This is a genomic window from Ornithinibacillus proteolyticus (assembly GCF_039581225.1).
Taxonomy (GTDB): domain Bacteria; phylum Bacillota; class Bacilli; order Bacillales; family Amphibacillaceae; genus Ornithinibacillus; species Ornithinibacillus massiliensis.
Map to the genome: position 1 here is coordinate 19,112 of NZ_JBCPXV010000008.1, position 21,961 is coordinate 41,072.

Genomic DNA, 21,961 nt, shown 5'->3' on the forward strand with positions numbered 1-21,961 from the left:
CTTCATTTTATTCTTGCTTCTTTAATTATGTATTTGCGTTATTTTCCAAACCCCGTTATCTTTATCGAGATTTATTGTAAAATATGGATCTCCTTCCCAGTTTACAATAAATACGACTGCAGAATCTTCCGTTTGATATTCGGTTAATGCATAAGCACCTGAATTACGTAATTCAAACCATTCTAACGATTCTTCTTCACTATCTAATAATTCTTCTGAAGTGATTAAGGAAGACATTGTATCTGTATCTCTTCTCGCACTAGCGTAAGCATATAATGATACGATTTCCATAGGATTTTCTTCCAATAGCATGTCTTGACTTAATTCTTCTGAATAACGTTCATATATGGTAGACGTTGTTAAAGTAAATGGCCAGCTCTCTAGACTTAAGGTATCCTCATAATTAATATGTTGATATCTTTTATCAAAAAGTAATCTCATGTCATATATACGAATATCATCTTGCGCCCTTTTCCAATCATTCTCTTCCCAATTCTTCATCGTAGTCTGTACTATCTGCGCGAGAATAGAGTCCGGGTGGTTGGCAAGAAATTGATGATATTCTTCTTTTTCCACATCTGTTACGGTAGTCATCTCCCCAACTCTTAAATAGTTATATAGATGAGTTTCTATATTACTTATAATACTATCCCGGAATAACGCCGAAAACGAATCCCCATACGTACTCAGAAGGTCTTCTGCTTCTAACGCATATAGAGCGAAACTCTCCCATCTATCCCAATCTTGGTCTTCCATGTTCGAAATATATTTCATGTAAGCAATATGAGCATCAGAAAATCCAATTTGCTCCATATATTGGATTAGATTTTCAATCGAGAACTTTACTGTTAGTGCAGCGTTTTCTGATGCTCTAGTTAAGATATAGCCTTGTTCACCTAGAACATCAATAAATTCTATTATTTTTTCAGGTCCTTCATAACTCGATGCCTCTTCTTGTAATGACATAATAGATTCATAGTCATCTATTGATATATCATAATCCAATAGTAATCGATTTAAATATTCCTGAAACGAATACTCGTAATTTGATACTAAGTAAAAATACTGCAATAAATAATCCTCACTATCTATCGCGTTTGGATCCAGATTAGCCTTTAGCGATGAAGGTGATTGAAGAAGCATTTCAATATATTCCTTCGTATCATCATGATAATACGAAGAATTACTATTCAGATCACTTAGTAAACCTTCAACCATGGTTACTGTTGGAAATGTATCAATATCTTCTATCCTAAGTTCCGCTGCAAGCCTCTCTTTAGCCTCTTCTAAGTATGCTTTCAATTCTGGATCTAATCCTTGGTTATCTTCCTCGTTATCCAAATCATCCATTTCACTATCAACGGATGCGGAAGCCTCCTCCTCTTTTTTTAAAACCTGGCGCTGCCTTTCGCCTTGTATATAATTAACGGAAAGAAAAGAAAAAAGGATTAAACCAACTATTCCAACTAGAATAGGAATGCTTTTTCGCCATTTCTGTTTTTGCCCGACCATTTCTACTTGATGAAGTAACTCCTGAATCTGTGTGAACGCTGGTAATCGTTCATAGGAATACACCATTTCAGCAAGCATGTCTGATAATTTTACATGTTGAAAATCTACTCCGTTTTCCTTCGCATCCATTTTCTCTATATTCGCATGAAGTAATTCCATTCCTTGTGCTATCCGCTTCTTTACGATATCTGAATTCACTTTAATAATGAATGATATTTGCTCAAAGGTCATTTGATGATAGTAATGTAAAATCATTGGGATTTTATACTTATCATCTAACTTAGTTAAAGCATGCTGAATAACCATATATTCTAATTTTTCAAAGTAGTAGCCGTACATCTTATAAGAGTTATTTTTGGAAATAGCAGTTTGTATTCTACGATAATCTTTCAAACTATCCATGGAAGCCCGATAAAGAGAACCCGGTAAGTCATGTCGCTCTACTCGATCTATTCCTTTGTGCAACCTAATAAACGTTTCCTGAACAACACGGACAATATTCTCTTTATCCAATCCGTACTGAAAAGCAATCTGTTCAACAGTGGATTTATAGTGGGTAACCAACTGTTTGAAGCCTTCTTGTTTATTTTCCTTTATTGATTGATATAGTAGTTCATCAGACATACGCATCCCCCAATTCTTATCTCTATATAAGTAAACGATATGGTTACAAAAAGGTTTCAAAAGACGTAAAAAAATCGATAAAACATGTTTATATTTAATGAAACCGGGTATAACTATTACCGTAAGACTTTCTCGTATTCCCCCTGTAAGCAAGGCGTATTTAAACGCTTTGCTCTTTTTTTGTCTTTTTTTGCGTTATAATAGACAATAATACATACTATTAGGAGGTAATTTGGATGAAAATTTTTGAAACGATACATGACCGTAAAAATACTCGCTCTGTCAAATGGGATATGGTTAAAAATCTATTTCAGTCTGAGGATGTCTTACCCATGTGGGTTGCAGATATGGATTTTCAAGCACCAGATGCAGTTAACCAAGCATTGATTGCCCGTGCAGAGCATGGTATATATGGCTATACAATTGTTGATGACATGGTAAAATCATCCATTGTCAATTGGATTTCTAAAAGGCATCACTGGAATATTCAATCTGAATGGCTTTCCTTTAGTCCAGGCGTTGTCACAACTTTACATATGGCAGTACAAGCCTTAACGGAATCTGAGGATAAAATAGTAATTCAGACACCAGTATATACACCTTTCTATAAAGTAATTGAAGCACATAACCGAGTAATTGTAAAAAATCAACTCTTATATTCTGAAAATAAATATCATATTGACTTTGATGACTTAGAAGAGCAATTCAAACAAGGGGTTAAGGCCTTTATTCTATGTAGCCCACATAATCCTGTTGGAAGAGTTTGGACAAGAGATGAATTAGAAGAGATTGCTAGGCTTTGTGAAGAATATGATGTGTTAATCCTTTCTGATGAAATTCATGCTGATTTAACCTTCCCGAATGTACAGCATATCTCTATTGCATCACTATCTGAATCGATTGCAGGTAGGACCGTTACGTGCATGGCTCCTTCTAAAACGTTTAATTTAGCTGGATTGCAAGCATCTTATGCCATCACCCCTAATCAAGAAATGCGGAGGAAACTAGAAAAGCAATTTGCGATTCAAGGATTTCATGGTCTAAATACGATGGGCAATACTGCACTAGAAGCAGCTTACAATCATGGAGAAGAATGGCTTGATCAACTTCGTGAACTTTTACAGAGCCATTATCAATACGTAAAAGAAACACTAGAAGCAGAAACGGATTTAACCGTGACCAAAGCAGAAGGGACTTATCTAGTTTGGATTAATTGTAGTTCACTACATTTAGATGCTAAAGGGTTACGCAAATTCTTTAACGAGGAAGCTAAGGTCGGATTAAATGCTGGGTTTGAATACGGAACGGAAGGCGAGAAGTTTATGAGAATGAATATCGCCTGCCCTCGCGCAACACTAGAGGAAGGCGTTCGTCGAATCATCGCAGCAATAAATAAGTAAAATTGGCCAAGTCTTAGGCTTGTGTATATAAAAGAAACGGAAAAACCGAATGAGTAGCATCGACCCACTCTGGCAATCGAGCATCATTCGGTTTTATCTTTTTCTTATCCATATATCTCACCCACTAATCGTCTTGGGTATCATTCAATTCAGTCGGGTCTGTTGGTGATTCTGTTGGTTCTTCTCCTTTTCCTGACTTTATTTCTCCACAAATTAATCTAGCCCCTGCATTTCCACCTGGCTGCGATACCCCATCATCTTGTAATTCCATCACAACTAAGGAGGTCCCTTCTCCTCGTAATAACGAATCTTTCCCTTCCTTTAAGGTTCCCCCAGAAAGCATTAATTCGGCATCTACAATGCCATCACTATCCGCTTCCACATTCGGTAAATCACCTAAATGTGGTCCTTCAGGATGCATGAGCCCATGTTCTTTCCCTTCAGGATTTAAATGGTTTCCTGCTGACTTAAAATCTGGCCCCTCACATTTTGCAAACTCATGAACACTAACTCCATGAAAGCCAGGCGTTAACCCTTCCAGCTTTAATTTAACTTCTACACCATCAGGAGACTCTGTTAGTTGCGCCGTTCCAACCATATCTCCTGATGCATTATACATCTCCACACTTTTCGTTGTATCCACTGTACTCTGACAACCAGCTAATAATAAAAGCATGAAAAGGAATAAACGTACATACTGCATATCCACTACTCCCTTTTTCGCATGATAAAAATAGTATTCGCAAAAAAAGAGTGTGTAAACATAATCAGCACCGTCTTTTTAATATGGTTTATAAAAAAACAGAGCAAGTTACTTCGCTGCTCTGTTAGTTTGGTTTCTTATTCTCATCTAATTGACTTTCGTACTCTGAGTTAAACTTTTGTTCTTGCTTTTTAGAATGTTTATAGAAAAAATAAAATGCCACAGCTGCTGCAATCATAAAAATAATTAAGGTAATGACCGCAGGGATATATTCTGATTTGTCCTCAGGAAAATATAAAAACGGCATCATATGTATCACGTCCTTCTTCTTATCAGTATATCAAATTTGTAGAAGACTTATAAAGTAAATTAAAATGTTCGCCAATTTGTTAAAAATTTGGCACAATGAGTCTTAGAAAGGGGTTGTATTTAGTTGAGTGATTTTTCTTTAGGTGATATGGTCCAAATTCCATATAAATCAGGAATTTACTTAGGAGAAATAATCGAAGATCGGAACGAAAAATTTTTAGTCAAAACTTTAGCAGTTGTAAAGCATCCAATGCAAGGAGATCTGCATCATCCGAAGCAAGTCGAAAATGTGCTGTTTCACGAACGTAAAGCTCTTAGCCAATTTGAAAAGGTGAACGTCCTCAAGGATGTTGTTACCCGTTATGCAGGTCCAGATTTAGATTATGGTGAGTCTCTAAAAAATGCGGTGGCACAATATCGCGAAAAGCTTAAGCGGAATGATACAACCTATAATCAAGAAGCATTACGAGCATTAGCGTCTGTTGAGGAGAGTTATTATCTTGGAAAATATTACGAAAACGGAACCTATCATAACAAATAAGGCTATGATTTTAAGGAATATGTCCCATTCTTTATAACCAGTAACCATACAATTTATGAAATCAAAAAGGCTGCCTTTATGAAGACAGCCTTTTCTTGATTACTCACCTAAGTTTTCTTTAATTACTTCTGCAATTCCTTGAATTGCTTCTTCTTCATCACTACCATTAGCAGTGATTTTGATTTCAGCATCTTTAGGAATTCCTAATGACATAACTCCCATAATAGACTTTAAGTTAACAGTCTTATCATTGTACGAAAGCTCGATATCTGATTGATATTGACCAGCTTTATTTACTAATAAAGTAGCAGGGCGAGCGTGTACACCTGTATCTGCAGTAATTTTAAAAGATTGTTCTTTCATGCTATTCATCCTTCCAACTTATATATTAGCTTGTACAAATTTTATGTACTTTTTTATCAATTATACGAAATTACTTCGTGAATAATTGAACTTATATTTATTATATACAATTTTAATTCGTATGGAAACTAAAAAGTCTATCATAAATAGATTGTTTTTAAGGAACGGTTATGATAACTTTATTTTTGACTAGTCAATATAGGAGGAAATGACATGAGTGTACATATAGGAGCAAAAAAAGGGGAAATCGCTGATAAAATATTACTTCCTGGTGACCCGTTAAGAGCAAAATATATTGCAGAAACCTTTTTAGAAGACGTTACGCAATATAATCAAGTCCGTGGTATGTATGGATATACCGGTTCATATAAGGGAGAAAAGGTATCTGTCCAAGGTACTGGAATGGGAGTCCCATCTATTTCTATATACGTGAATGAATTAATTCAAAGCTATGATGTTCAGAAATTAATCCGTGTTGGTACATGTGGTGCTATCCAAAAGGATGTTAAAGTGAGAGATGTCATTTTAGCACAAGGCTCTACGACAGATTCCCGAATGAATCAGCTAATTTTTAATGGAATTGATTATGCACCACTAGCAGATTTTGATCTATTACGTACAGCATATGAGGTTGGAACGGCAAAAGGGATGAATCTTCGTGTCGGTAACGTATTTACAAGTGATACGTTCTATCGTGATAATGCTAAGGAAGTGAACGAGCTACTTGCAAAATACAAGGTGCTTGCTATTGAGATGGAAACAACAGCATTATACACCCTAGCTGCTAAATACGATCGTCAAGCACTGTCTGTCTTAACTGTTTCAGACCACATTATTACTGGTGAAGAAACAACTGCAGAAGAACGACAAACAACCTTTAATGAAATGATGGAAATCGCCTTAGAAGCAGCAATTAAATAAGGTACCATTCATTATCATAAGCGGTAGTCACATAATAGGGAGAATTAGAATAATCCTTTTTCACTTATAGAGTGATAAGGATTATTTTTTCACACCACTAATTGTTAACCTTATAAAATATAAGTTGACAATATGTCCTCATCTCATTATTCTAGTTATAGGAGAGGTGTTAACGATGAGGAATATTAAACCAATAGAAATAACTGTTGGAGCATTATTTGTCTGCTTGATGGCCATCGGGGCTAATATTGCTGTATGGTTTCCATTTCTAGCAATACCAATTGGTGGAACTTCAGTACCATTATCACTACAAACGTTTTTCTCTATCTTAGCAGGATTAATGCTAGGAAAAAAATTAGGAAGCTTAGCGATGGTTACATATGTGTTAGTTGGGACTGCAGGTGTACCTGTTTTTGCTGGGATGGAAGCAGGTCCGATGCAACTAATAACTCCTACTGGCGGTTTCTTACTATCGTTCATTATTGTCGCTTTTGTTGCAGGTTGGATAACAGAACGTTCTAACCAACCATCTGTTCCAAAATATGTAATAGCTTCCTTACTAGGATTAACCATTAATTATTTGATAGGTGTTACATTTATGTACTTTTCTATGAATTTGTGGTTAAACTTAGCAATTAGCTATAAAATCGCCTGGATTGGTATGGTTCCATTTTTGATTAAGGATGTTGCTTTATCTTGTTTAGCCGCCGTATTTACAGTTCGTATAGCTAATCGCATTCCGATGAAATGGAAAACAGCAAGAATATCATAACCCGTCTAAAAGAGGAGGTCACTACTTGTAGCCTCTTCTTTTTATTTTTCCGCATAAATAATATCTACTTTAGCGCAGACTATGATAAAATAACAATCATAAAAATATGTCTGAAAGGAACTCATCATGGATCTTTTTTCTAGCTTCCCAATCATAGCAGCATTATCTGCGATTGTATTTGCCCAAGTTATTAAAATTCCTATTCATTTTATTGCAACAAGAGAATTTGTTCCTGGTCTCGCTTTTAGCACTGGGGGTATGCCAAGTAGTCATTCTGCTGCAGTTACGTCCCTTTCTACCGCAATCGGGATCATAGAAGGATTTGATTCAACATTATTTGCTGTAGCTGCTGTATTTAGTGTTATCACGATGTACGATGCCTCAGGTGTACGTCGACACGCGGGGAAACATGCAACATTACTTAATCAACTTGTAAAGGATTTTCAAGTACTAGTTGAAGGTGCTAAGAACTGGGAAAATAAAGGGACATATGAAAAACGAGAGGATTTGAAAGAATTACTTGGCCATAAACCAATAGAAGTATTCTTTGGGGCTATTACCGGTATATTCGTCGCACTTATTCTTAATAATTTTTATTAATACATGAGCAAAGGAGGCATTCCTGTTGCCTCCTTTTCTCATATTTAGCTTTTATTAATTTGTTCCCTGAATACTTGAAGCGCTTTATTTTCATTAAGATTCTGTAATACCTCTTCCGATAATTCTCCAGAGCCCTTTTCAATAATATAGACCTCAACTTCTCGTTTACCCCATTCGGAGTAAACATCCTCTACAGTGTGAAAATACAAGTCGATTTTATTACCTTTGATGGCAGCACCCTTATCCGCTACAACACCAAATCCATAATCTGGAATCCACATAATCGTACCAATTGGATATATCGATAAATCTGCTGCAATTGTAGAATATAAGTCCCGCTTCACTTTAACACCTGAATACGTAATTCCATATTGTGGATGGTCAGGATGCTTTCCTGTTGATTCTACTCCTGCTGTATATCCTGTGGCAATGACGGTTGCTTTTGGGTAATTATTTATGTTGATTGCTTCTTCTACTGTTTTTGGTCCTTCAATTTGCTCACTTGAAATATAATGCTGTTGTTTTGACAGCATCTTTAAAGTTTTTTCCTGTAAAGCTATCTTTCTATGTTCGACAGGTTTTGCTTCATCATTACTTGCAGAAGCTACCTGGTCTTGATGTAGCATGATTGCTATATCTGCATAAGTCACATTGGAAATACTCGATAATGTTGTCCAAAATGCCAGCAGAAATAAGGCTGTCATGCCAATTCTTCTAATCATTTTACTGATTTTCAATAATAACACCTCTCTGGATGTCATCATGTCCAATCTAGTAAGATTTTATTCATTGGAATAGAACGCTAACATTTTGGAAAACACTATTAAAACATCTGATATCCATTCTTACGTAAGAATTTAATAACAAACCCTGACACAATGGTACCTAAAAAACCAGCAGATAATATGATTACATCCCAGGTGTTGATGGAGAATAATTCACTAAATGCCTTAGAAAATGCTTGTCCTGGAGAAGAAAAATAATCTCCAATAGGTATATTATCGACAATAAGTAAGACGATAAACGGATAAATAAATGCCATAAGCCATGTTCTTCTAAGTAGCATATTTAAAATAAATGCTATTCCGAAAAATATAACAAAAAATAAGATAACCGATACAATTAATTGAATCAATTTATGTAAACCCCTCTTCCTTAGTCACATACACATTAATTCTATAAGCATTTCATAAAAAAAGCAAAGACGAAATACAAACGCCTTTGCTCCTTTAGAATTACGATATGGAATTAATAGAAGAAATTAAACTTACCTTTTTTCAGTAATAATCCAATTCCACCTAATTTCAATAGGTAACGATTATCACTCATTTTCTTCATGAAGGTTGCTTTCCAACCGAATAGCTTCTTATCACCAAATACTACACCCATGCCATCATTATGACCTAGAGATGCTAATGTACCAAGTGACTTGTACTCAAAGCCTTCAAGTTCTCCGTGTCCTTTAACAAGTGATACTAAATTATGAGCGACTGTAGCAGATTGTTGAATCGCAATCTGTGCAGTTGGTGGGAATGGTCTACCACTTTCTTCGTTCATAATTAATGCACAATCACCAATAACAAATACATTGTCAAATTCAGGTGCACGCATATCTGGACGTACTTGAATCTTTCCACGATTTGTTTCAAAGCCTGATTTCTCAACGATTGTATTTGCTTTAACCCCAGCTGCCCAAACCGTTGTAAGTGTTGGAATTTCATGAAGCTTGCCGTCTTTTTCATAAACGACAGCATCTGGCTTACTTTCTTTAAGTAGTGCACCAGTAATGAATTCAACTCCACGTGCTTCAAGTGAATTCATCGCGTATTCTACTAGCTCTGGATCAAATCCTGGTAATACGGTAGGAGCACCCTCTACATTGATAATACGAACTTGTGATTTATCAATATCATACTCTTTACATAACTCAGGAACTTTGTTCGCTAATTCTCCTACAAATTCAATCCCAGTAAAACCGCCACCACCAACAACAATGTTCAAGCGTGCAGGGTTTTGATCTTTGTGATATTCAGCAAAGTTAAACTCAAGATGTTCTCTAATTAAGCGAGAAGAGTTAATATCGTTAATCATTAACGCATTCTCTTCTAGTCCAGGAATACCGAAAGTAGCTGATTCAAATCCTAAACCAATTACAAGATAATCGTAATCTAATTCGCCATTTTCAAGTTTTACTTTGTTTTCATTCGGCTTAATTTCAACCACCGTATCTTGAACAAAGTTAACTTTATGTTCATTAATAACGTCTTTGATTGTTATTCTAGCTTGATCTTGATGAACTGTCCCAGCTGATACTTCATGCAACCATGTAGTTTGATAATGGTAGTCATTTTTGTTTACTAGAGTAATGTTAGCATCACTAGCATTCAATGACTTCTGTAATTTTACAGTAGTCATCATTCCGCCATAACCTGCACCTAAAACGACAATGTTAGGCTTTTTCATACATCATCACATCCAATTTTATTATTTATCTATTACTTTTGTATGTGACAAATTTCACTTAATAGAATAATAACAGATGAGAACAGTAATTATAGTGGGTTGTCACATAAACGTAATATATTGTCCACCCTATATAATAGACCTTTTCCTAATAATTTTCAAGCCTTAAATTTATTTGCTTATCTTTACTAATTGAAGTCAGTTCCATTACAAGTACAGTGAATTTGTGTTACTATGTTATTGGTATTTTCCAAAAAGGAGGTCATGGGATGTCTGACAAAGTATTTGACGTTACCATTATTGGCGCAGGTCCAGCAGGTTTATTTACAGCTTTTTATGGTGGGATGCGTCAAGCAAGTGTAAAGATTATTGAAAATTTACCCCATACTGGTGGGCAGTTAACTGCACTATATCCAGAGAAATATATATATGATATCGCTGGTTTCCCTAAGGTTCGTGCTCAAGAGCTAGTAGATAATTTAGAGAAGCAAGCACAGATGTTTGACCCTACCATCGTACTTGGTCAATCGATTGAAACAGTGGAGCGTCTTGAGGATGAATCGTTCAAGCTAACTTCCAACACGGGTGAAATTCACTATACGAAAACAATCATCATAACAGCTGGAAATGGTGCGTTCCAACCACGTCGTTTGAATATAAATAATTCCGAGGATTATGAAGGAATCAATTTACATTATTATGTAAAAGACATGAATCGCTTTAAAGATAAGAAAGTCGCTATTCTTGGCGGTGGGGACTCTGCTGTAGACTGGGCATTAATGCTTGAACCAATAGCGGAAAAAGTATCGTTAGTCCATCGCCGCAACGAGTTTAGAGCACATGAGCATAGTGTAGAGCAATTGAAAAACGCAAACGTAGACATACTAACACCATTTGCTCCAACTAATATTACTACTTCCGATAAGATCGAAACAATCCTTTTGGAAGAAGTAAAAGGTGATCGGCAAATCGAACTTGAAGTGGATGATGTCATTTGTAATTATGGTTTCATTTCAACATTAGGCCCGATTAAGGATTGGGGTCTGGAAATTGAAAAAAATAGTATCGTTGTTAACACTAAAATGGAAACCAATATCCCAGGAATTTATGCGGCAGGCGACATTTGTACATACCCTGGAAAAATCAAATTAATTGCAACTGGATTCGGAGAAGGTCCTACTGCAATTAACAATGCAAAACAATATATTGATCCAAAAGCAAGGGTACAGCCAAAGCATTCAACAAGTATGTTTGAATAACGTACTAATCTTTCTGTAATTCCTAAAAGTTTGGTTGATTGTTATATGAAGCATAGAAAAGCATGGAGAGGACTTTTGACCTTTTCATGCTTGCTTTTTACTGTACCATTTTTAGCTTTTTATTACCCAACCTTCTAGATATAACAAGTGGAAGATTATATAACTTAGAACAACCATTACTCTAACTAGAACGGTTATTCAAGATTCTATTAGTAATTTATGTGATGTAAACCCTAATCGTCGTCACTAATAACAACCCCTCCATCTATTAAATTTCCAGCTCCAACAAATGGCGGTTTATTTAGGGTAAGCCAGCCTAGAGCTACGTTCAACTCTATATTATGGATGTAAACCAGCCCTTACCGAATGGTAAGGGCTTTTATAATTCGAGTAACTCATCATAAAACCTTCTGTCTCCTCCATCGAATAATAACCAATTAGATAAAATATGTTCAGCACCATACGTGCTCCCTAAACATTATGTATTAACTTGTTATCGTTCTATGGTTATAGAATATTACAATCAAAGATAAAAAGCCTGATTGGTAAAACTCTATACCAATTAGGCTGTCTAAAACTTTTATCGAATAAAATAGGTTAAACATTGTTATATGTTATTTTCCACTTAAGCTTAATGGATTTCCTTAACATTTCTCAGGAGCGCCTACTGTTTCCTTCGTACGGAAAGAGGATCCACAGCCACAAGAAAGAATCGCATTTGGATTATCAATGCTAAATCCTCCCCCCATCATATTCTGCTTATAATCGATGGTTGTCCCTTCTATAATAGGGATATCTTGTTTCGTTATCACAACTGGAATACCATTTATTTCTTCCACAAGATCTAATTCATCATTAAGTTCCTGATCAAAACCGAGTGAATAAGATAATCCGCTGCAGCCGCCACCCTTTACACCAAAGCGAAGACGTACATTGCCTGTTTCACTTTTCATCATTTCTTTAATTTGGAGACTTGCACTATCTGTTAGCGTTAAAACCATCTTGATTCCTCCTATCCAAATCCTTGTATCCAGTATACCTACTTGTTTAGCTAGTTTTCAAATAATAAGATTTACCATTAACGATAATGGTAAATACCCGTAGCAATAATATCTGCTCCTCCATTCATCCAAACATTATCATTCTCATCCCAAGTAATAAATAAATCTCCACCATCCAGGTGTACGGTTATGGTCTTATGTTTAGGAATCAGCTGATTTAGAGTTGCAGCCACTACAGCCGCACACGCTCCCGTACCACAAGCCTGTGTGACCCCTGATCCTCTTTCCCATACTCGAAAGTTCAATTCTGATTCATTTATTACTTCAACAAATTCTACATTTACCCCTTCTGGAAAACGCGGATCTTTTTCGATTGTTTCCCCTAGCTCATATAAGGGAGCCTTGTTAATATCCTCAACAAAAAACACCGCATGGGGATTCCCCATCGAAACTGCAGTAACCTTTAATTCCTCTCCGGCGACAATAAAGGGTTCATTTACTACCTTTTCCTGCTCCTTGCCTACCATAGGAATTAGAGAACGTTTCAAAATAGGCTTACCCATATTAATCGTAACCTCTTTTACTTCATCCCCTATCAGCTTAACTTCTGCTTCCACATTTCCAGCTCTTGTTTCAATTTGAAATCTAGTATCCTGAACAATCCCAGCTTCAAAAGCATATTTTGCTGTACATCGTAATCCATTTCCACAGCTCATCCCTTCAGAGCCATCCTTATTAAAAATGCGCATCCCTATTGGCGCAACATCACTGGGATGGATCAAGATCAAACCATCAGAACCAATGCCGGTATTAACATTCGAAACTTTTTGGGCGATATCAGATAAATGCTCTTCTGCTATTTCAAATTTAAATAAATCAAGATAAATGTAATTATTGCCTAATCCATGCATTTTAATAAATGGTATTTCCATCGGTAAGCCCTCATTTCATTTCGTCTAGCATTTTCACGTGACATTGATCCAATGCTTCATAAATTGTTTTCAGTCTTGGAATACCTTCTGCTACCATCTGATTATTCACGAAAACAATCGGATAAAATAAATCTTCCTCCAAAATCCGTTCCACAAATTGCTGATGTTTCTCATCCTCCTGTGGAGAATTTATATCGACATATTCATAGCGAATTTGATCCACTTCATATTTTCTTGCAATTGCTGCTTGTAACCATTCATATGTGTCTTTAGAGCCCGGAGCACCAACACAACTAGCACATATCTGTTCAGCTCCATATACGGTAATTACTACATTGTTCTTTTCCAATAGTTCCTCCCCTTCCCCAAGTTACATAGTTTCTTTTATTTTACAAAACCTTACTATAAAGATAAAATAATAATAACTAATATATGTAATTTGTTACGTTTAGAAAAAGAACCTTCTTGTATTTGGATACAAAAATACAGGAAGCTTTGTATGTTGGAAGTCAGCAGATAATTGCATTCCACAGCGTGTCTACTGTGAGGAAATCATTAGATTCGCCGATACATTCGCTCTATAAAAAAATAGATTTTTTGTCTAAACAACTATATAATGAAGGATAGGAAAGGAGAAGATGGATAATGCGTGAACAAGTTCAAGAAGTATTAAACAAATTGCGCCCATTCTTACTACGTGACGGTGGAGATGTGGAATTAATTGATGTTGATGATGATGGCATTGTACTTCTTCGTCTCATGGGTGCATGTGGCAACTGCCCAAGCTCAACGATTACATTAAAAGCAGGTATCGAGCGTGCATTAATGGCTGAAGTACCAGGTGTAAAGGAAATCGAACAAGTATTTTAAATATATCTTTAAAGCAGACAACATAGGTTGCCTGCTTTTTTTATTGCTAGAGGTTATTTACCAATGATTTCTCTCTAATCTTTGATATTAACAAACGTACCGGACCCGATTAGATATCTCTTCTCAAGATTTCTATGGATTTAACCATTTTATAACAGGCAACTCATACTTTCTATAATCAAAATTCAAATACTCAAAAAGCCTCGCTAATCGTTTTTCATACTGTGCTTGTTTCTTAATCCATCTCTTTAATTCTTTATAATACTGCTCGTAATCCTCTCCCTTAAAGCTCGCTTCGACAAAATCATATAAATGAATAGGGTAAACCAGTCTTGCATATAATAATCTCCAACTAAAAATAGATAATGCTCGATTCTCTTGATAATCCGTGATAAAGGTAAAAATTTCTTCCTCATTAAAGTCATTCTCCATCAATTTATAACGAATATATTCAGCTAAATCTCGTGTTGGATGATCATATACTAATTCGTCCGTCCAAATTACTGGTTGAGCCAAATGATCCTTGTATCTGCGAAATGCAAATACTCCTTGATCACCTTGATGAAATCGTTTATCACTTTCACTCTCCTGTAAATATTGAATAGCATTCTCGCTTATTCCAATTATATAAGGAAAGACATCCACTAATAAGCGATAATATTTATTATGCATAGAATCGGCATCTTGCTTAATTTTCTGTTCATAGGCTGTTAATTTTTTGATCCATAACTCCTTCCATTGGCCATAACTAGAAATTTCTTGTGGTTCATAACTGTATGTAGCCGTTTGGTTATGAAACTCCGCTAATAACGTTCCAGGTGATTTCACAATTTTATCTTGGACTGCCGGTACTCGTAGCACCAAATATGGATGATGATCTTTTTCAACAAACCAGCTTTTTCCCATCGTTGGTATTGGAACTGCTGTATGATTATAACCAATTTCGGAAAGATAATAGGCAAGTGCTGCTTGCTCTAAATGAATCATTTCCTTGTTTCTTGCGGAAATGATAAAATAAAAATAATCATGATCCCTAAATCCTTCTCTACCATTAATTATTACTTGTTCTGTTGCATGAACATTATAATTAACTAACAATATTTCTTTCATCAAGATTCCCTCCCACACACCATTACTATAAATGTATGAGAAACTTAGCTAATCTTAACCATTAAAAGGAGAATCAGTACTATCATGGGTAAAAAAATTAACCAAAGTGCGCTTGAACAAAAAGCTAGAGAGTTATTAAAAGAAAGAGGTGTCACATTAAAGGACATTGCTGAGCTAGTGTATTACTTACAGTCAAAATATCATGAAGACTTAAGTATGGAGGATTGTCTATATAATGTAGATCGTGTATTAGAAAAACGAGAGGTACAAAATGCCATCCTTACGGGTATTCAACTCGATAAGCTTGCTGAGCAGAAGATGTTAGAAGAACCTCTGCAGACAACAATCGAAATTGATGAAGGTTTATATGGAGTAGATGAAATAATAGCATTTTCCATTGTTAATGTTTATGGTTCAATCGGCTTTACGAATTACGGTTTTATCGATAAACAAAAGCCTGGAATCTTACAAAAACTGAATGACAAATCTACTGGTGAATGTCATACCTTTCTTGATGATATAGTTGGAGCGATTGCAGCTGCGGCTTCCAGTAGACTAGCCCACGCTGCAGAGGATGCTAAGTAATCGTTCATTTCATAGGTCATACAGAATAGCACGTATTTAATTCGGAAATACACCCAACCGCTAGCGAAAAAACATTTGCGGGGCCTTCAAATTATAAACTCCGTACATGAATCGTATTTCTGGAACAAAAGAATTTATCTTAAAGGAAAAACCGAATGACGAGCTAGTATCGTGTATCATTCGGTTTTTCCTTTAATTCATTTAGTTATGTCCGAGCCTCGTATCATTCTAGAAAGAAAACGATGCACGCTACACCCTTTTCCCCTATCCTTTAAACCATTCACTTAAATCTCGGATAAAGTAGGTAGGCTTAACGGGTAAGGATTCATACGCTTCAAATGGTGTAACTCCAGTAAATACCATCAATGTATCAATTCCAGAATTAATGCCAGCTTTGATGTCTGTATTGTAATTATCGCCAACTAAAATAGTATTTTTCTGCGTTGTTCCAAGAACCTCTAATGCCTGTTCCACAATAATTGTCTCTGGTTTACCAATAAATTGCGGTTCTACACCTGTACTAACTGACACGACCGAAGTTATTGCGCCATTTCCTGGCATCAGACCCTGTTCTGTTGGTAAGGCATTATCACTATTGGTAGATATAAAGGCCGCACCATTACGAACTGCAAGTGACGCTTTCGCTAACTTTTCATAGCTTATATTGCGATCAATCCCCATCACGACTACATCGCAATCACTATCATCTGTTACAGTTAGCCCCTCTCGTTCTATCGAATCAAACAACCCTATCTCGCCAATACAATAACAACGTCCATTAGGATAATGTTGTTTAATGTATTTAGCAGTAGCCATACTAGTGGTAAATACATTCTCTGGATTTGATTCAATCCCTAGCTGATTTAGTTTTTCCGATACTTGAGCCTGGGTTTTGGATGAGTTATTTGTTAAAAATAAATAATCGATGTTCCGTTTGTTTAACTCTTGTATAAATGCTGGTGCCTCATCAATTACTTCATTTCCACGGTACATTGTTCCGTCTAGATCAATTAAATAGCCTTGATAATCCTTCACTACAATTCTCCTTACTCTTTCGTAAATGCATTTGCCACGTCAAGTTCATTTTTTAAATAGTCGCGAATTCTGGCAGTGAATTGGTTAAGAACTGCATGGTTTGTTGAGATGACCTCATTTAATTCTTCATGATTCACATGTAAATAATCTTTAACCAAGGTTTTCCTTAGTTCAATTACCGCTTTATAAGCACTGCTTTCTGATTGAGGAATTACCTTTTCATCCTCTAAAATATCAATAATATCCTCATAACTACCTGGATCTCGCATAATAAAACCATCTATCATCATATTTCCAACATCAATAATAGACTCGATTAATAATTGAACTAACCTTTCTAGTGCGAGTTTTTCCTGATAAGAATCGACTTTCAGTTCTTTATATTCTTTCAAAAGATGCTCAATAAATTGCAAAGTATTCTCTACCTTTTTTCTATCTACAAAGTACATTATACGACCCTCCAGCTTAGTTTACCTATCTATCATAGCATAAATTATAAACGCTTATGTCTTTAATACTACCGCAAAATAGTGAAGAAACCAACAAATGGAAAAGTAATTTTTAAGTCCACGGAAATGATATAAAAAAGAAAGGGTTGAGAGGATAATGGGAAAAAAAGACAAAAAACAATTCTCTGATTTTTCTAATGTACGGGACCAAAAAAATTATCTAATACCAGAGGAATTTCCAGAAGGAGCATTTGGTTCGACCGTCAACAAGGATGAAGTAATCCAAAGTAAATCAACACCATGGGAGGATGGACAGCGAAGATTAAGTGCATTTGTATATCCATATAAACAGCTACACGAAGATCTTCCTAGGCAAATAGAAGGATCACACCCCATTCATGATCACCCTGACGATGTCAATCCTGAACAAGAGGAGTGATCCTTTGCCTAATGGACAGGCCATTTCTATGTAGAGTAAAATGGCCTGTCCTATGTATTAATCCTTTTTCTGAAGGACAAAGTATGCACAGCCGAAGTTACAGTATTCATATAGGTAATCGTCTAACGCATTGATTTTAGAGTCCTCGGAAGCCTTTGAATTATGGTTATGATAAAAACCTTTTAAACGGAGTTGATCATAGCCCCAATCTCCAACAATAAAATCATACTTTTTCAAGATGTCAGAATACCGATCTTCTAGTGCTTTTTGTTGAAATCCATCTTTTACATTTTCAATTAACTCGTAATTTTTTCCAAATAGTTCGATCAAGTAAACTCACCCCTCATGCATTGTATATAGTTTACCACACTTTTACTAGTTACATCTATTCTGTTTTTTTTTTGCATGAATTCTTATATTTACAACAAACTATGATTAGTTCTACTTGTAACGAATAGGAGGTATTAGACATGTTACGTTTATTAAGCATTTTAGCACTAGGAATTATCCTAACGGCTTGTGCACATACGGATAACTCCTCTGGTGAACGAGAGCAAATGTTAGATGAATTAGATCCCAACAGAGAAAATAAAACCCAAAACACGTCAAACGTAAATGATAAATTAGGCTTTGTTCATTATACTAGGGATCAATTGAATATGGATACGGAAGAAGACCATATTGCAACCATTAATCGTACACAAATGGCTGATATGATAGCCAGATTTATTCTAAGAAATGAAGCATTTAACCGGGTGGCTACATTAGTAACAGATGAAGAAGTATTAATTGCATATGATCATGACGAAGAAATGGACCGAGCAATCGCAGCTGATATCGCGAGTAAAACAGCTAAATCTATTCTTCCTGGTTTCTATGATGTGTATGTGTCTGATAATCAGGCACTAATCCAAGATATCCAAAGCCTGCATAATTCTTCTACGCAGAATAAAAACTATGATAACACCATTGATCAAATTATTTCTCAAATGGAAAAGTCACCACAAGGAAGACATGATAGTGAGGAGACAACGGACTAACTAATCGTTAGTCCAATTCCTGTTCCAAAAAGAGGTGAAGAAATGAAAATTAAAACATACTGTCCTGTCTTACTACTTTTTACTATTCTTTGCATCCTTCCAGTATCTGTATTAGCTGATGAAAAAAAAGAAGAAACTATCTATGACCAGCGATTGGCTTTATATAAAAAAACAGAAGCCCTTACAGAAATACCTTGGTATTTCATTGCTGCGGTAGACCAATACGAAAGACAAATACACAAGGATATTGAGGAAGACCAAGTAATCTCCATAAGAATACCTGATGAGCTATGGTATGGAGCGGGGAATAATTCCACGGACCTCAATACCATTCAATTATTTCAGGGGATTGGTAAGGATGGAAATGGAGACCATAAGGCTGACCCTACTAATGGTGAAGACGTGCTATATACTATGGCTTCCTATATTAAACAATATGGTTATACAGAAGAGGATTTTAAAATTGCCTTATGGAATTATTATAATAGAGATTTAACGGTACAAACGATTAAGAATACAGCTAAAGTTTTCAAACAGTTTAATGGTATCCATCTTACTGACCGTGATTTTCCCGTTGCCACTAATTATAATTATAGTTACCGAAATACATGGGGGGATCGTAGAGGGTTTGGTGGAAATCGAATACACGAAGGTACAGATATATTTGCTGATTACGGAACACCTGTCCATTCCACTACGTATGGGGTTGTAGAGTTGAAGGGATGGAATTTATATGGTGGATGGAGAATTGGTATCCGAGACATTTTTAATATCTATCATTATTATGCCCATTTAAGCGGATATGAAGAAGGGCTTAAAGTTGGACAAATTGTAAAACCTGGTGATGTGATTGGAAGAGTCGGATCAACAGGATATGGACCTCCTGGTACATCTGGAAAGTTCCCACCACATTTGCATTATGGAATGTACAAAGATAATGGATACAGCGAATGGTCCTTTGATCCTTATCCATATTTACGAAAATGGGAAAGAATGGCAAAGAATAGAAAATAGTTAAAAAGTAAAAAGTCCAAAGTAACCATTTCTAAACAACTAACTGGCAGTATGAAAAAGGAAGAGGCTGGGACAAAAGAATTTATCTTAAAGGAAAAACCGAATGAGAGCAATGACCACGCTCCGGAGCTAGTATTGTATATCATTCGGTTTTACATTTAATTTTCTTAAGTTATGTCCTTAGCCTTTTCCTCAAACATTTATTTTACATTATTTTCCTTGCTTCGCTGTTTTTACTGCCCACCAAATACTTGTTGCTAAACCTCCCCAAACAATGACAATAGATAGTATCATAAAAATAATCCAACTCATCTTATTGTGCCTCCTTTTTGAGAGATTCATCTTCTACTGAGGGCTTTTTCCACTTTGTTACGGCCAGTATAATACCAATTACTAATGCTCCAATTGCTACGGCCCAACCACCCCAAAGGATGAATGCATCGGAGAACCCCTCATAGTTACCAGTAGGAGTATTAAATTCCTTTAATAAATTCTGCTTTAATAACCTAACCATCATAAAACCTAATACTAATGGCGTAATAATAGTTAGACTTATCGTCCACCAAGAGCCCAGCTTTATGTCAGAAATTTCGTTCGCATGTTCTTTTAAGCCTTTCAGTTGTCTTAGAATCCATGCAATTAACACTACTTCTACTAATCCTATTAAAGCAACACCAAATTGATTAATAAAGTAATCTGCAGCGTCTAGGAAATATAGCCCACCTTGTGTAGCAAATAGAAGGGAAATCAGTGCTGCTAATCCACCACCAAATGCCACTGCTTTCGTTCTTGATATTTTAAATTTATCAACTAATCCAGCTACATAAGTTTCGGTAATGGAGATTAATGATGATAAGCCTGCTAATACAAGTGATGCAAAGAATAAGAATCCAAAAAGCGAATTCAGTCCAGGGAATTGGTTGATAATTTCAGGAAATACAACAAACGCTAACCCAATTCCAGCCGATACTACCTCATCCACTCCAACTCCTTGTTGTGCTGCCATAAATCCAAGTACTCCAAATACACCAATACCAGCAAGAATTTCAAAACTAGAGTTACCAAATCCTGTAATAAATGCATTATTCGTTATATCTGATTTCTTTGGTAAATAACTGGAATAGGTAATCATAATCGCAAAGGCTATCGATAAACTAAAAAAGATTTGCCCATAGGCCGCTACCCATACATCTGCACTCATAATCTTACTAAAATCTGGTGTAAAGAACGCTTCTAATCCATCTAAAGCACCAGGTAGAGTAATTGCCCGAATAACGATAATTAGAAAAATAACAATCAATGCTGGAATAAAAATACGGTTAGCAATTTCAATACCTTTTTTAACACCTTTAAAAAGAATTCCTAATGTGATTACCCAAACAAGTAGTAATGGAATTAATACACCAGGAACCATACTACCTATTTCACCAGGTGCAACCGTACGCTGTAGGTATTCTTCCATTAAGAATCCACCTGTATCCTCCCCCCAATTTAAATTGAAAGAGAATACCGAATAAGACATTGCCCAGGCAATAATAACTGAGTAGTATGTGGAGATTACAAAGGCAACTAAGACTGCCCACCAACCAATAAATTCTGTTTTCTTATTCATTCTTCTAAACGATAATGGAGCAGATCCACGGTGTTTATGACCAATTGTAAATTCCATAATAAGGATTGGAATCCCCGCAGTTAATAACGCAAACAAGTAAGGGATTAAGAAAGCTCCTCCACCATTTTCATAGGCTACAGCAGGAAAACGCCAAATGTTTCCTAGACCAATAGCAGATCCAACTGCAGCCAAAATAAACCCAGCTCTTGTCCCCCATTGAGAACGTGTTTCCATTCAAAGACCTCCTCATGTTATTTTTTTCTCATTACACTATGTAAAGTGTTAATAAGTCAGGTGAATAGCTATTCTAGCCATTTCAGTTGTGTTAGTTTTCTGAAATTACTGAACTTGTCTGTATTATAACGGTACTTTTTACTTATGTCAAAGTATTTTTTAAATTTTTTGTT

27 protein-coding genes are annotated in these 21,961 nt (G+C 35.8%); 11 read left to right on the forward strand and 16 right to left on the reverse strand.

What is annotated here, in order from left to right:
• Positions 1-21: 21 nt before the first annotated feature.
• Positions 22-2,136, reverse strand: a complete 2,115-nt coding sequence (locus AAIB49_RS05695; protein WP_343457459.1) for a hypothetical protein — start codon at positions 2,134-2,136, stop codon at positions 22-24.
• Between the two features lie 236 nt (positions 2,137-2,372).
• On the opposite strand from AAIB49_RS05695, the gene AAIB49_RS05700 reads away from it, so the two are divergent.
• Positions 2,373-3,536, forward strand: a complete 1,164-nt coding sequence (locus AAIB49_RS05700) for a MalY/PatB family protein (protein WP_343457460.1) — start codon at positions 2,373-2,375, stop codon at positions 3,534-3,536.
• Positions 3,537-3,660: 124 nt separating this feature from the next.
• On the opposite strand, the gene AAIB49_RS05705 is transcribed toward AAIB49_RS05700, so the two are convergent.
• Both AAIB49_RS05705 and AAIB49_RS05710 read right to left on the reverse strand, forming a co-directional pair.
• Positions 3,661-4,239 carry a superoxide dismutase family protein gene (locus AAIB49_RS05705; RefSeq protein WP_343457461.1) on the reverse strand — a complete coding sequence of 193 codons (579 nt, stop codon included), beginning with the start codon at positions 4,237-4,239 and terminating at the stop codon, positions 3,661-3,663.
• A 124-nt stretch (positions 4,240-4,363) separates the two neighbouring features.
• Positions 4,364-4,549: a hypothetical protein gene (locus AAIB49_RS05710; RefSeq protein WP_186870908.1), complete on the reverse strand. Its 186-nt coding sequence runs from the start codon at positions 4,547-4,549 to the stop codon at positions 4,364-4,366.
• 123 nt (positions 4,550-4,672) lie between these two features.
• On the opposite strand from AAIB49_RS05710, the gene kapB reads away from it, so the two are divergent.
• The gene (gene kapB / locus AAIB49_RS05715) at positions 4,673-5,089 is read left to right on the forward strand and encodes a kinase-associated lipoprotein KapB (protein ID WP_343457462.1); all 417 of its coding nucleotides are present in this window, start codon (positions 4,673-4,675) and stop codon (positions 5,087-5,089) included.
• A 99-nt stretch (positions 5,090-5,188) separates the two neighbouring features.
• On the opposite strand, the gene AAIB49_RS05720 is transcribed toward kapB, so the two are convergent.
• Positions 5,189-5,452, reverse strand: coding sequence for a phosphocarrier protein HPr (locus AAIB49_RS05720; protein WP_186870910.1), 264 nt, complete (start codon positions 5,450-5,452; stop codon positions 5,189-5,191).
• A 213-nt stretch (positions 5,453-5,665) separates the two neighbouring features.
• Here AAIB49_RS05720 and deoD point away from each other — a divergent pair, with 213 nt between their 5' ends.
• The 3 genes from deoD to AAIB49_RS05735 all read left to right on the forward strand — a co-directional run bounded on the left by deoD (position 5,666) and on the right by AAIB49_RS05735 (position 7,745).
• Positions 5,666-6,373: a purine-nucleoside phosphorylase gene (deoD, locus tag AAIB49_RS05725; protein WP_343457463.1), complete on the forward strand. Its 708-nt coding sequence runs from the start codon at positions 5,666-5,668 to the stop codon at positions 6,371-6,373.
• 175 nt (positions 6,374-6,548) lie between these two features.
• Positions 6,549-7,145 (forward strand): biotin transporter BioY, encoded by a 597-nt coding sequence (locus AAIB49_RS05730; RefSeq protein ID WP_343457464.1) that lies wholly within the window; start codon positions 6,549-6,551, stop codon positions 7,143-7,145.
• Between the two features lie 126 nt (positions 7,146-7,271).
• Complete coding sequence (locus AAIB49_RS05735) at positions 7,272-7,745, forward strand: divergent PAP2 family protein (RefSeq protein ID WP_339214161.1); 474 nt, start codon at positions 7,272-7,274, stop codon at positions 7,743-7,745.
• A 44-nt stretch (positions 7,746-7,789) separates the two neighbouring features.
• Here AAIB49_RS05735 and AAIB49_RS05740 read toward each other — a convergent pair whose 3' ends face one another.
• The 3 genes from AAIB49_RS05740 to AAIB49_RS05750 form a co-directional block, all read right to left on the reverse strand.
• Entirely contained in the window at positions 7,790-8,482 is a 693-nt protein-coding gene (locus AAIB49_RS05740) for a 3D domain-containing protein (protein ID WP_343457465.1), read from the reverse strand.
• An 86-nt stretch (positions 8,483-8,568) separates the two neighbouring features.
• Positions 8,569-8,880: a YuiB family protein gene (locus AAIB49_RS05745; RefSeq protein ID WP_186870914.1), complete on the reverse strand. Its 312-nt coding sequence runs from the start codon at positions 8,878-8,880 to the stop codon at positions 8,569-8,571.
• A gap of 113 nt (positions 8,881-8,993) precedes the next feature.
• Positions 8,994-10,208: an NAD(P)/FAD-dependent oxidoreductase gene (locus tag AAIB49_RS05750; protein ID WP_343457466.1), complete on the reverse strand. Its 1,215-nt coding sequence runs from the start codon at positions 10,206-10,208 to the stop codon at positions 8,994-8,996.
• A gap of 269 nt (positions 10,209-10,477) precedes the next feature.
• On the opposite strand from AAIB49_RS05750, the gene AAIB49_RS05755 reads away from it, so the two are divergent.
• The gene (locus AAIB49_RS05755) at positions 10,478-11,467 is read left to right on the forward strand and encodes an NAD(P)/FAD-dependent oxidoreductase (RefSeq protein ID WP_343457467.1); all 990 of its coding nucleotides are present in this window, start codon (positions 10,478-10,480) and stop codon (positions 11,465-11,467) included.
• A gap of 644 nt (positions 11,468-12,111) precedes the next feature.
• On the opposite strand, the gene AAIB49_RS05760 is transcribed toward AAIB49_RS05755, so the two are convergent.
• The 3 genes from AAIB49_RS05760 to AAIB49_RS05770 all read right to left on the reverse strand — a co-directional run bounded on the left by AAIB49_RS05760 (position 12,112) and on the right by AAIB49_RS05770 (position 13,749).
• Positions 12,112-12,468 (reverse strand): HesB/IscA family protein, encoded by a 357-nt coding sequence (locus tag AAIB49_RS05760; RefSeq protein ID WP_343457468.1) that lies wholly within the window; start codon positions 12,466-12,468, stop codon positions 12,112-12,114.
• A gap of 77 nt (positions 12,469-12,545) precedes the next feature.
• Entirely contained in the window at positions 12,546-13,400 is an 855-nt protein-coding gene (dapF, locus tag AAIB49_RS05765; RefSeq protein ID WP_343457469.1) for a diaminopimelate epimerase, read from the reverse strand.
• Between the two features lie 10 nt (positions 13,401-13,410).
• Positions 13,411-13,749 (reverse strand): YuzD family protein, encoded by a 339-nt coding sequence (locus AAIB49_RS05770; RefSeq protein ID WP_343457470.1) that lies wholly within the window; start codon positions 13,747-13,749, stop codon positions 13,411-13,413.
• 296 nt (positions 13,750-14,045) lie between these two features.
• On the opposite strand from AAIB49_RS05770, the gene AAIB49_RS05775 reads away from it, so the two are divergent.
• Positions 14,046-14,270, forward strand: a complete 225-nt coding sequence (locus AAIB49_RS05775) for a NifU family protein (protein ID WP_010095023.1) — start codon at positions 14,046-14,048, stop codon at positions 14,268-14,270.
• A 132-nt stretch (positions 14,271-14,402) separates the two neighbouring features.
• Here AAIB49_RS05775 and AAIB49_RS05780 read toward each other — a convergent pair whose 3' ends face one another.
• Positions 14,403-15,380 (reverse strand): protein kinase family protein, encoded by a 978-nt coding sequence (locus AAIB49_RS05780; protein ID WP_339214147.1) that lies wholly within the window; start codon positions 15,378-15,380, stop codon positions 14,403-14,405.
• A gap of 84 nt (positions 15,381-15,464) precedes the next feature.
• On the opposite strand from AAIB49_RS05780, the gene AAIB49_RS05785 reads away from it, so the two are divergent.
• Entirely contained in the window at positions 15,465-15,965 is a 501-nt protein-coding gene (locus AAIB49_RS05785) for a phosphatidylglycerophosphatase A family protein (protein ID WP_339214145.1), read from the forward strand.
• Positions 15,966-16,229: 264 nt separating this feature from the next.
• Here AAIB49_RS05785 and AAIB49_RS05790 read toward each other — a convergent pair whose 3' ends face one another.
• Together AAIB49_RS05790 and hepT are read right to left on the reverse strand one after the other, a co-directional pair.
• On the reverse strand, positions 16,230-17,000 hold the full coding sequence (locus AAIB49_RS05790) for a TIGR01457 family HAD-type hydrolase (RefSeq protein ID WP_343457471.1): 771 nt from the start codon (positions 16,998-17,000) through the stop codon (positions 16,230-16,232).
• Positions 17,001-17,011: 11 nt separating this feature from the next.
• Positions 17,012-17,449, reverse strand: a complete 438-nt coding sequence (gene hepT, locus AAIB49_RS05795; protein WP_339214142.1) for a type VII toxin-antitoxin system HepT family RNase toxin — start codon at positions 17,447-17,449, stop codon at positions 17,012-17,014.
• 157 nt (positions 17,450-17,606) lie between these two features.
• On the opposite strand from hepT, the gene AAIB49_RS05800 reads away from it, so the two are divergent.
• Positions 17,607-17,888: a hypothetical protein gene (locus AAIB49_RS05800; protein ID WP_339214140.1), complete on the forward strand. Its 282-nt coding sequence runs from the start codon at positions 17,607-17,609 to the stop codon at positions 17,886-17,888.
• Between the two features lie 57 nt (positions 17,889-17,945).
• On the opposite strand, the gene AAIB49_RS05805 is transcribed toward AAIB49_RS05800, so the two are convergent.
• Complete coding sequence (locus AAIB49_RS05805; protein ID WP_339214139.1) at positions 17,946-18,218, reverse strand: YutD family protein; 273 nt, start codon at positions 18,216-18,218, stop codon at positions 17,946-17,948.
• A 140-nt stretch (positions 18,219-18,358) separates the two neighbouring features.
• On the opposite strand from AAIB49_RS05805, the gene AAIB49_RS05810 reads away from it, so the two are divergent.
• Positions 18,359-18,928, forward strand: coding sequence for a YhcN/YlaJ family sporulation lipoprotein (locus AAIB49_RS05810; RefSeq protein ID WP_343457472.1), 570 nt, complete (start codon positions 18,359-18,361; stop codon positions 18,926-18,928).
• A gap of 42 nt (positions 18,929-18,970) precedes the next feature.
• Positions 18,971-19,942, forward strand: a complete 972-nt coding sequence (locus AAIB49_RS05815; RefSeq protein ID WP_343457473.1) for a M23 family metallopeptidase — start codon at positions 18,971-18,973, stop codon at positions 19,940-19,942.
• Between the two features lie 210 nt (positions 19,943-20,152).
• Here AAIB49_RS05815 and AAIB49_RS05820 read toward each other — a convergent pair whose 3' ends face one another.
• Together AAIB49_RS05820 and AAIB49_RS05825 are read right to left on the reverse strand one after the other, a co-directional pair.
• A complete protein-coding gene (locus AAIB49_RS05820; RefSeq protein ID WP_343457474.1) occupies positions 20,153-20,254 on the reverse strand; it encodes a MetS family NSS transporter small subunit in 102 nt (33 codons plus the stop codon).
• A gap of 1 nt (position 20,255) precedes the next feature.
• Positions 20,256-21,788 (reverse strand): sodium-dependent transporter, encoded by a 1,533-nt coding sequence (locus AAIB49_RS05825; protein WP_343457475.1) that lies wholly within the window; start codon positions 21,786-21,788, stop codon positions 20,256-20,258.
• Positions 21,789-21,961 lie beyond the last annotated feature (173 nt).

Coding starts and splice junctions, on each gene's coding strand:
- AAIB49_RS05700 (WP_343457460.1), top strand. CDS start 2,373: ATGAAAATTTTTGAAACGATACATGACCGTAAAAATACTCGCTCTGTC.
- AAIB49_RS05760 (WP_343457468.1), bottom strand. CDS start 12,468: ATGGTTTTAACGCTAACAGATAGTGCAAGTCTCCAAATTAAAGAAATG.
- AAIB49_RS05705 (WP_343457461.1), bottom strand. CDS start 4,239: ATGCAGTATGTACGTTTATTCCTTTTCATGCTTTTATTATTAGCTGGT.
- AAIB49_RS05780 (WP_339214147.1), bottom strand. CDS start 15,380: ATGAAAGAAATATTGTTAGTTAATTATAATGTTCATGCAACAGAACAA.
- AAIB49_RS05820 (WP_343457474.1), bottom strand. CDS start 20,254: ATGAGTTGGATTATTTTTATGATACTATCTATTGTCATTGTTTGGGGA.
- AAIB49_RS05710 (WP_186870908.1), bottom strand. CDS start 4,549: ATGATGCCGTTTTTATATTTTCCTGAGGACAAATCAGAATATATCCCT.
- AAIB49_RS05810 (WP_343457472.1), top strand. CDS start 18,359: ATGTTACGTTTATTAAGCATTTTAGCACTAGGAATTATCCTAACGGCT.
- AAIB49_RS05815 (WP_343457473.1), top strand. CDS start 18,971: ATGAAAATTAAAACATACTGTCCTGTCTTACTACTTTTTACTATTCTT.
- AAIB49_RS05825 (WP_343457475.1), bottom strand. CDS start 21,788: ATGGAAACACGTTCTCAATGGGGGACAAGAGCTGGGTTTATTTTGGCT.
- AAIB49_RS05750 (WP_343457466.1), bottom strand. CDS start 10,208: ATGAAAAAGCCTAACATTGTCGTTTTAGGTGCAGGTTATGGCGGAATG.
- AAIB49_RS05735 (WP_339214161.1), top strand. CDS start 7,272: ATGGATCTTTTTTCTAGCTTCCCAATCATAGCAGCATTATCTGCGATT.
- deoD (WP_343457463.1), top strand. CDS start 5,666: ATGAGTGTACATATAGGAGCAAAAAAAGGGGAAATCGCTGATAAAATA.
- AAIB49_RS05800 (WP_339214140.1), top strand. CDS start 17,607: ATGGGAAAAAAAGACAAAAAACAATTCTCTGATTTTTCTAATGTACGG.
- AAIB49_RS05695 (WP_343457459.1), bottom strand. CDS start 2,136: ATGTCTGATGAACTACTATATCAATCAATAAAGGAAAATAAACAAGAA.
- dapF (WP_343457469.1), bottom strand. CDS start 13,400: ATGGAAATACCATTTATTAAAATGCATGGATTAGGCAATAATTACATT.
- AAIB49_RS05755 (WP_343457467.1), top strand. CDS start 10,478: ATGTCTGACAAAGTATTTGACGTTACCATTATTGGCGCAGGTCCAGCA.
- AAIB49_RS05730 (WP_343457464.1), top strand. CDS start 6,549: ATGAGGAATATTAAACCAATAGAAATAACTGTTGGAGCATTATTTGTC.
- hepT (WP_339214142.1), bottom strand. CDS start 17,449: ATGTACTTTGTAGATAGAAAAAAGGTAGAGAATACTTTGCAATTTATT.
- AAIB49_RS05720 (WP_186870910.1), bottom strand. CDS start 5,452: ATGAAAGAACAATCTTTTAAAATTACTGCAGATACAGGTGTACACGCT.
- AAIB49_RS05775 (WP_010095023.1), top strand. CDS start 14,046: ATGCGTGAACAAGTTCAAGAAGTATTAAACAAATTGCGCCCATTCTTA.
- AAIB49_RS05785 (WP_339214145.1), top strand. CDS start 15,465: ATGGGTAAAAAAATTAACCAAAGTGCGCTTGAACAAAAAGCTAGAGAG.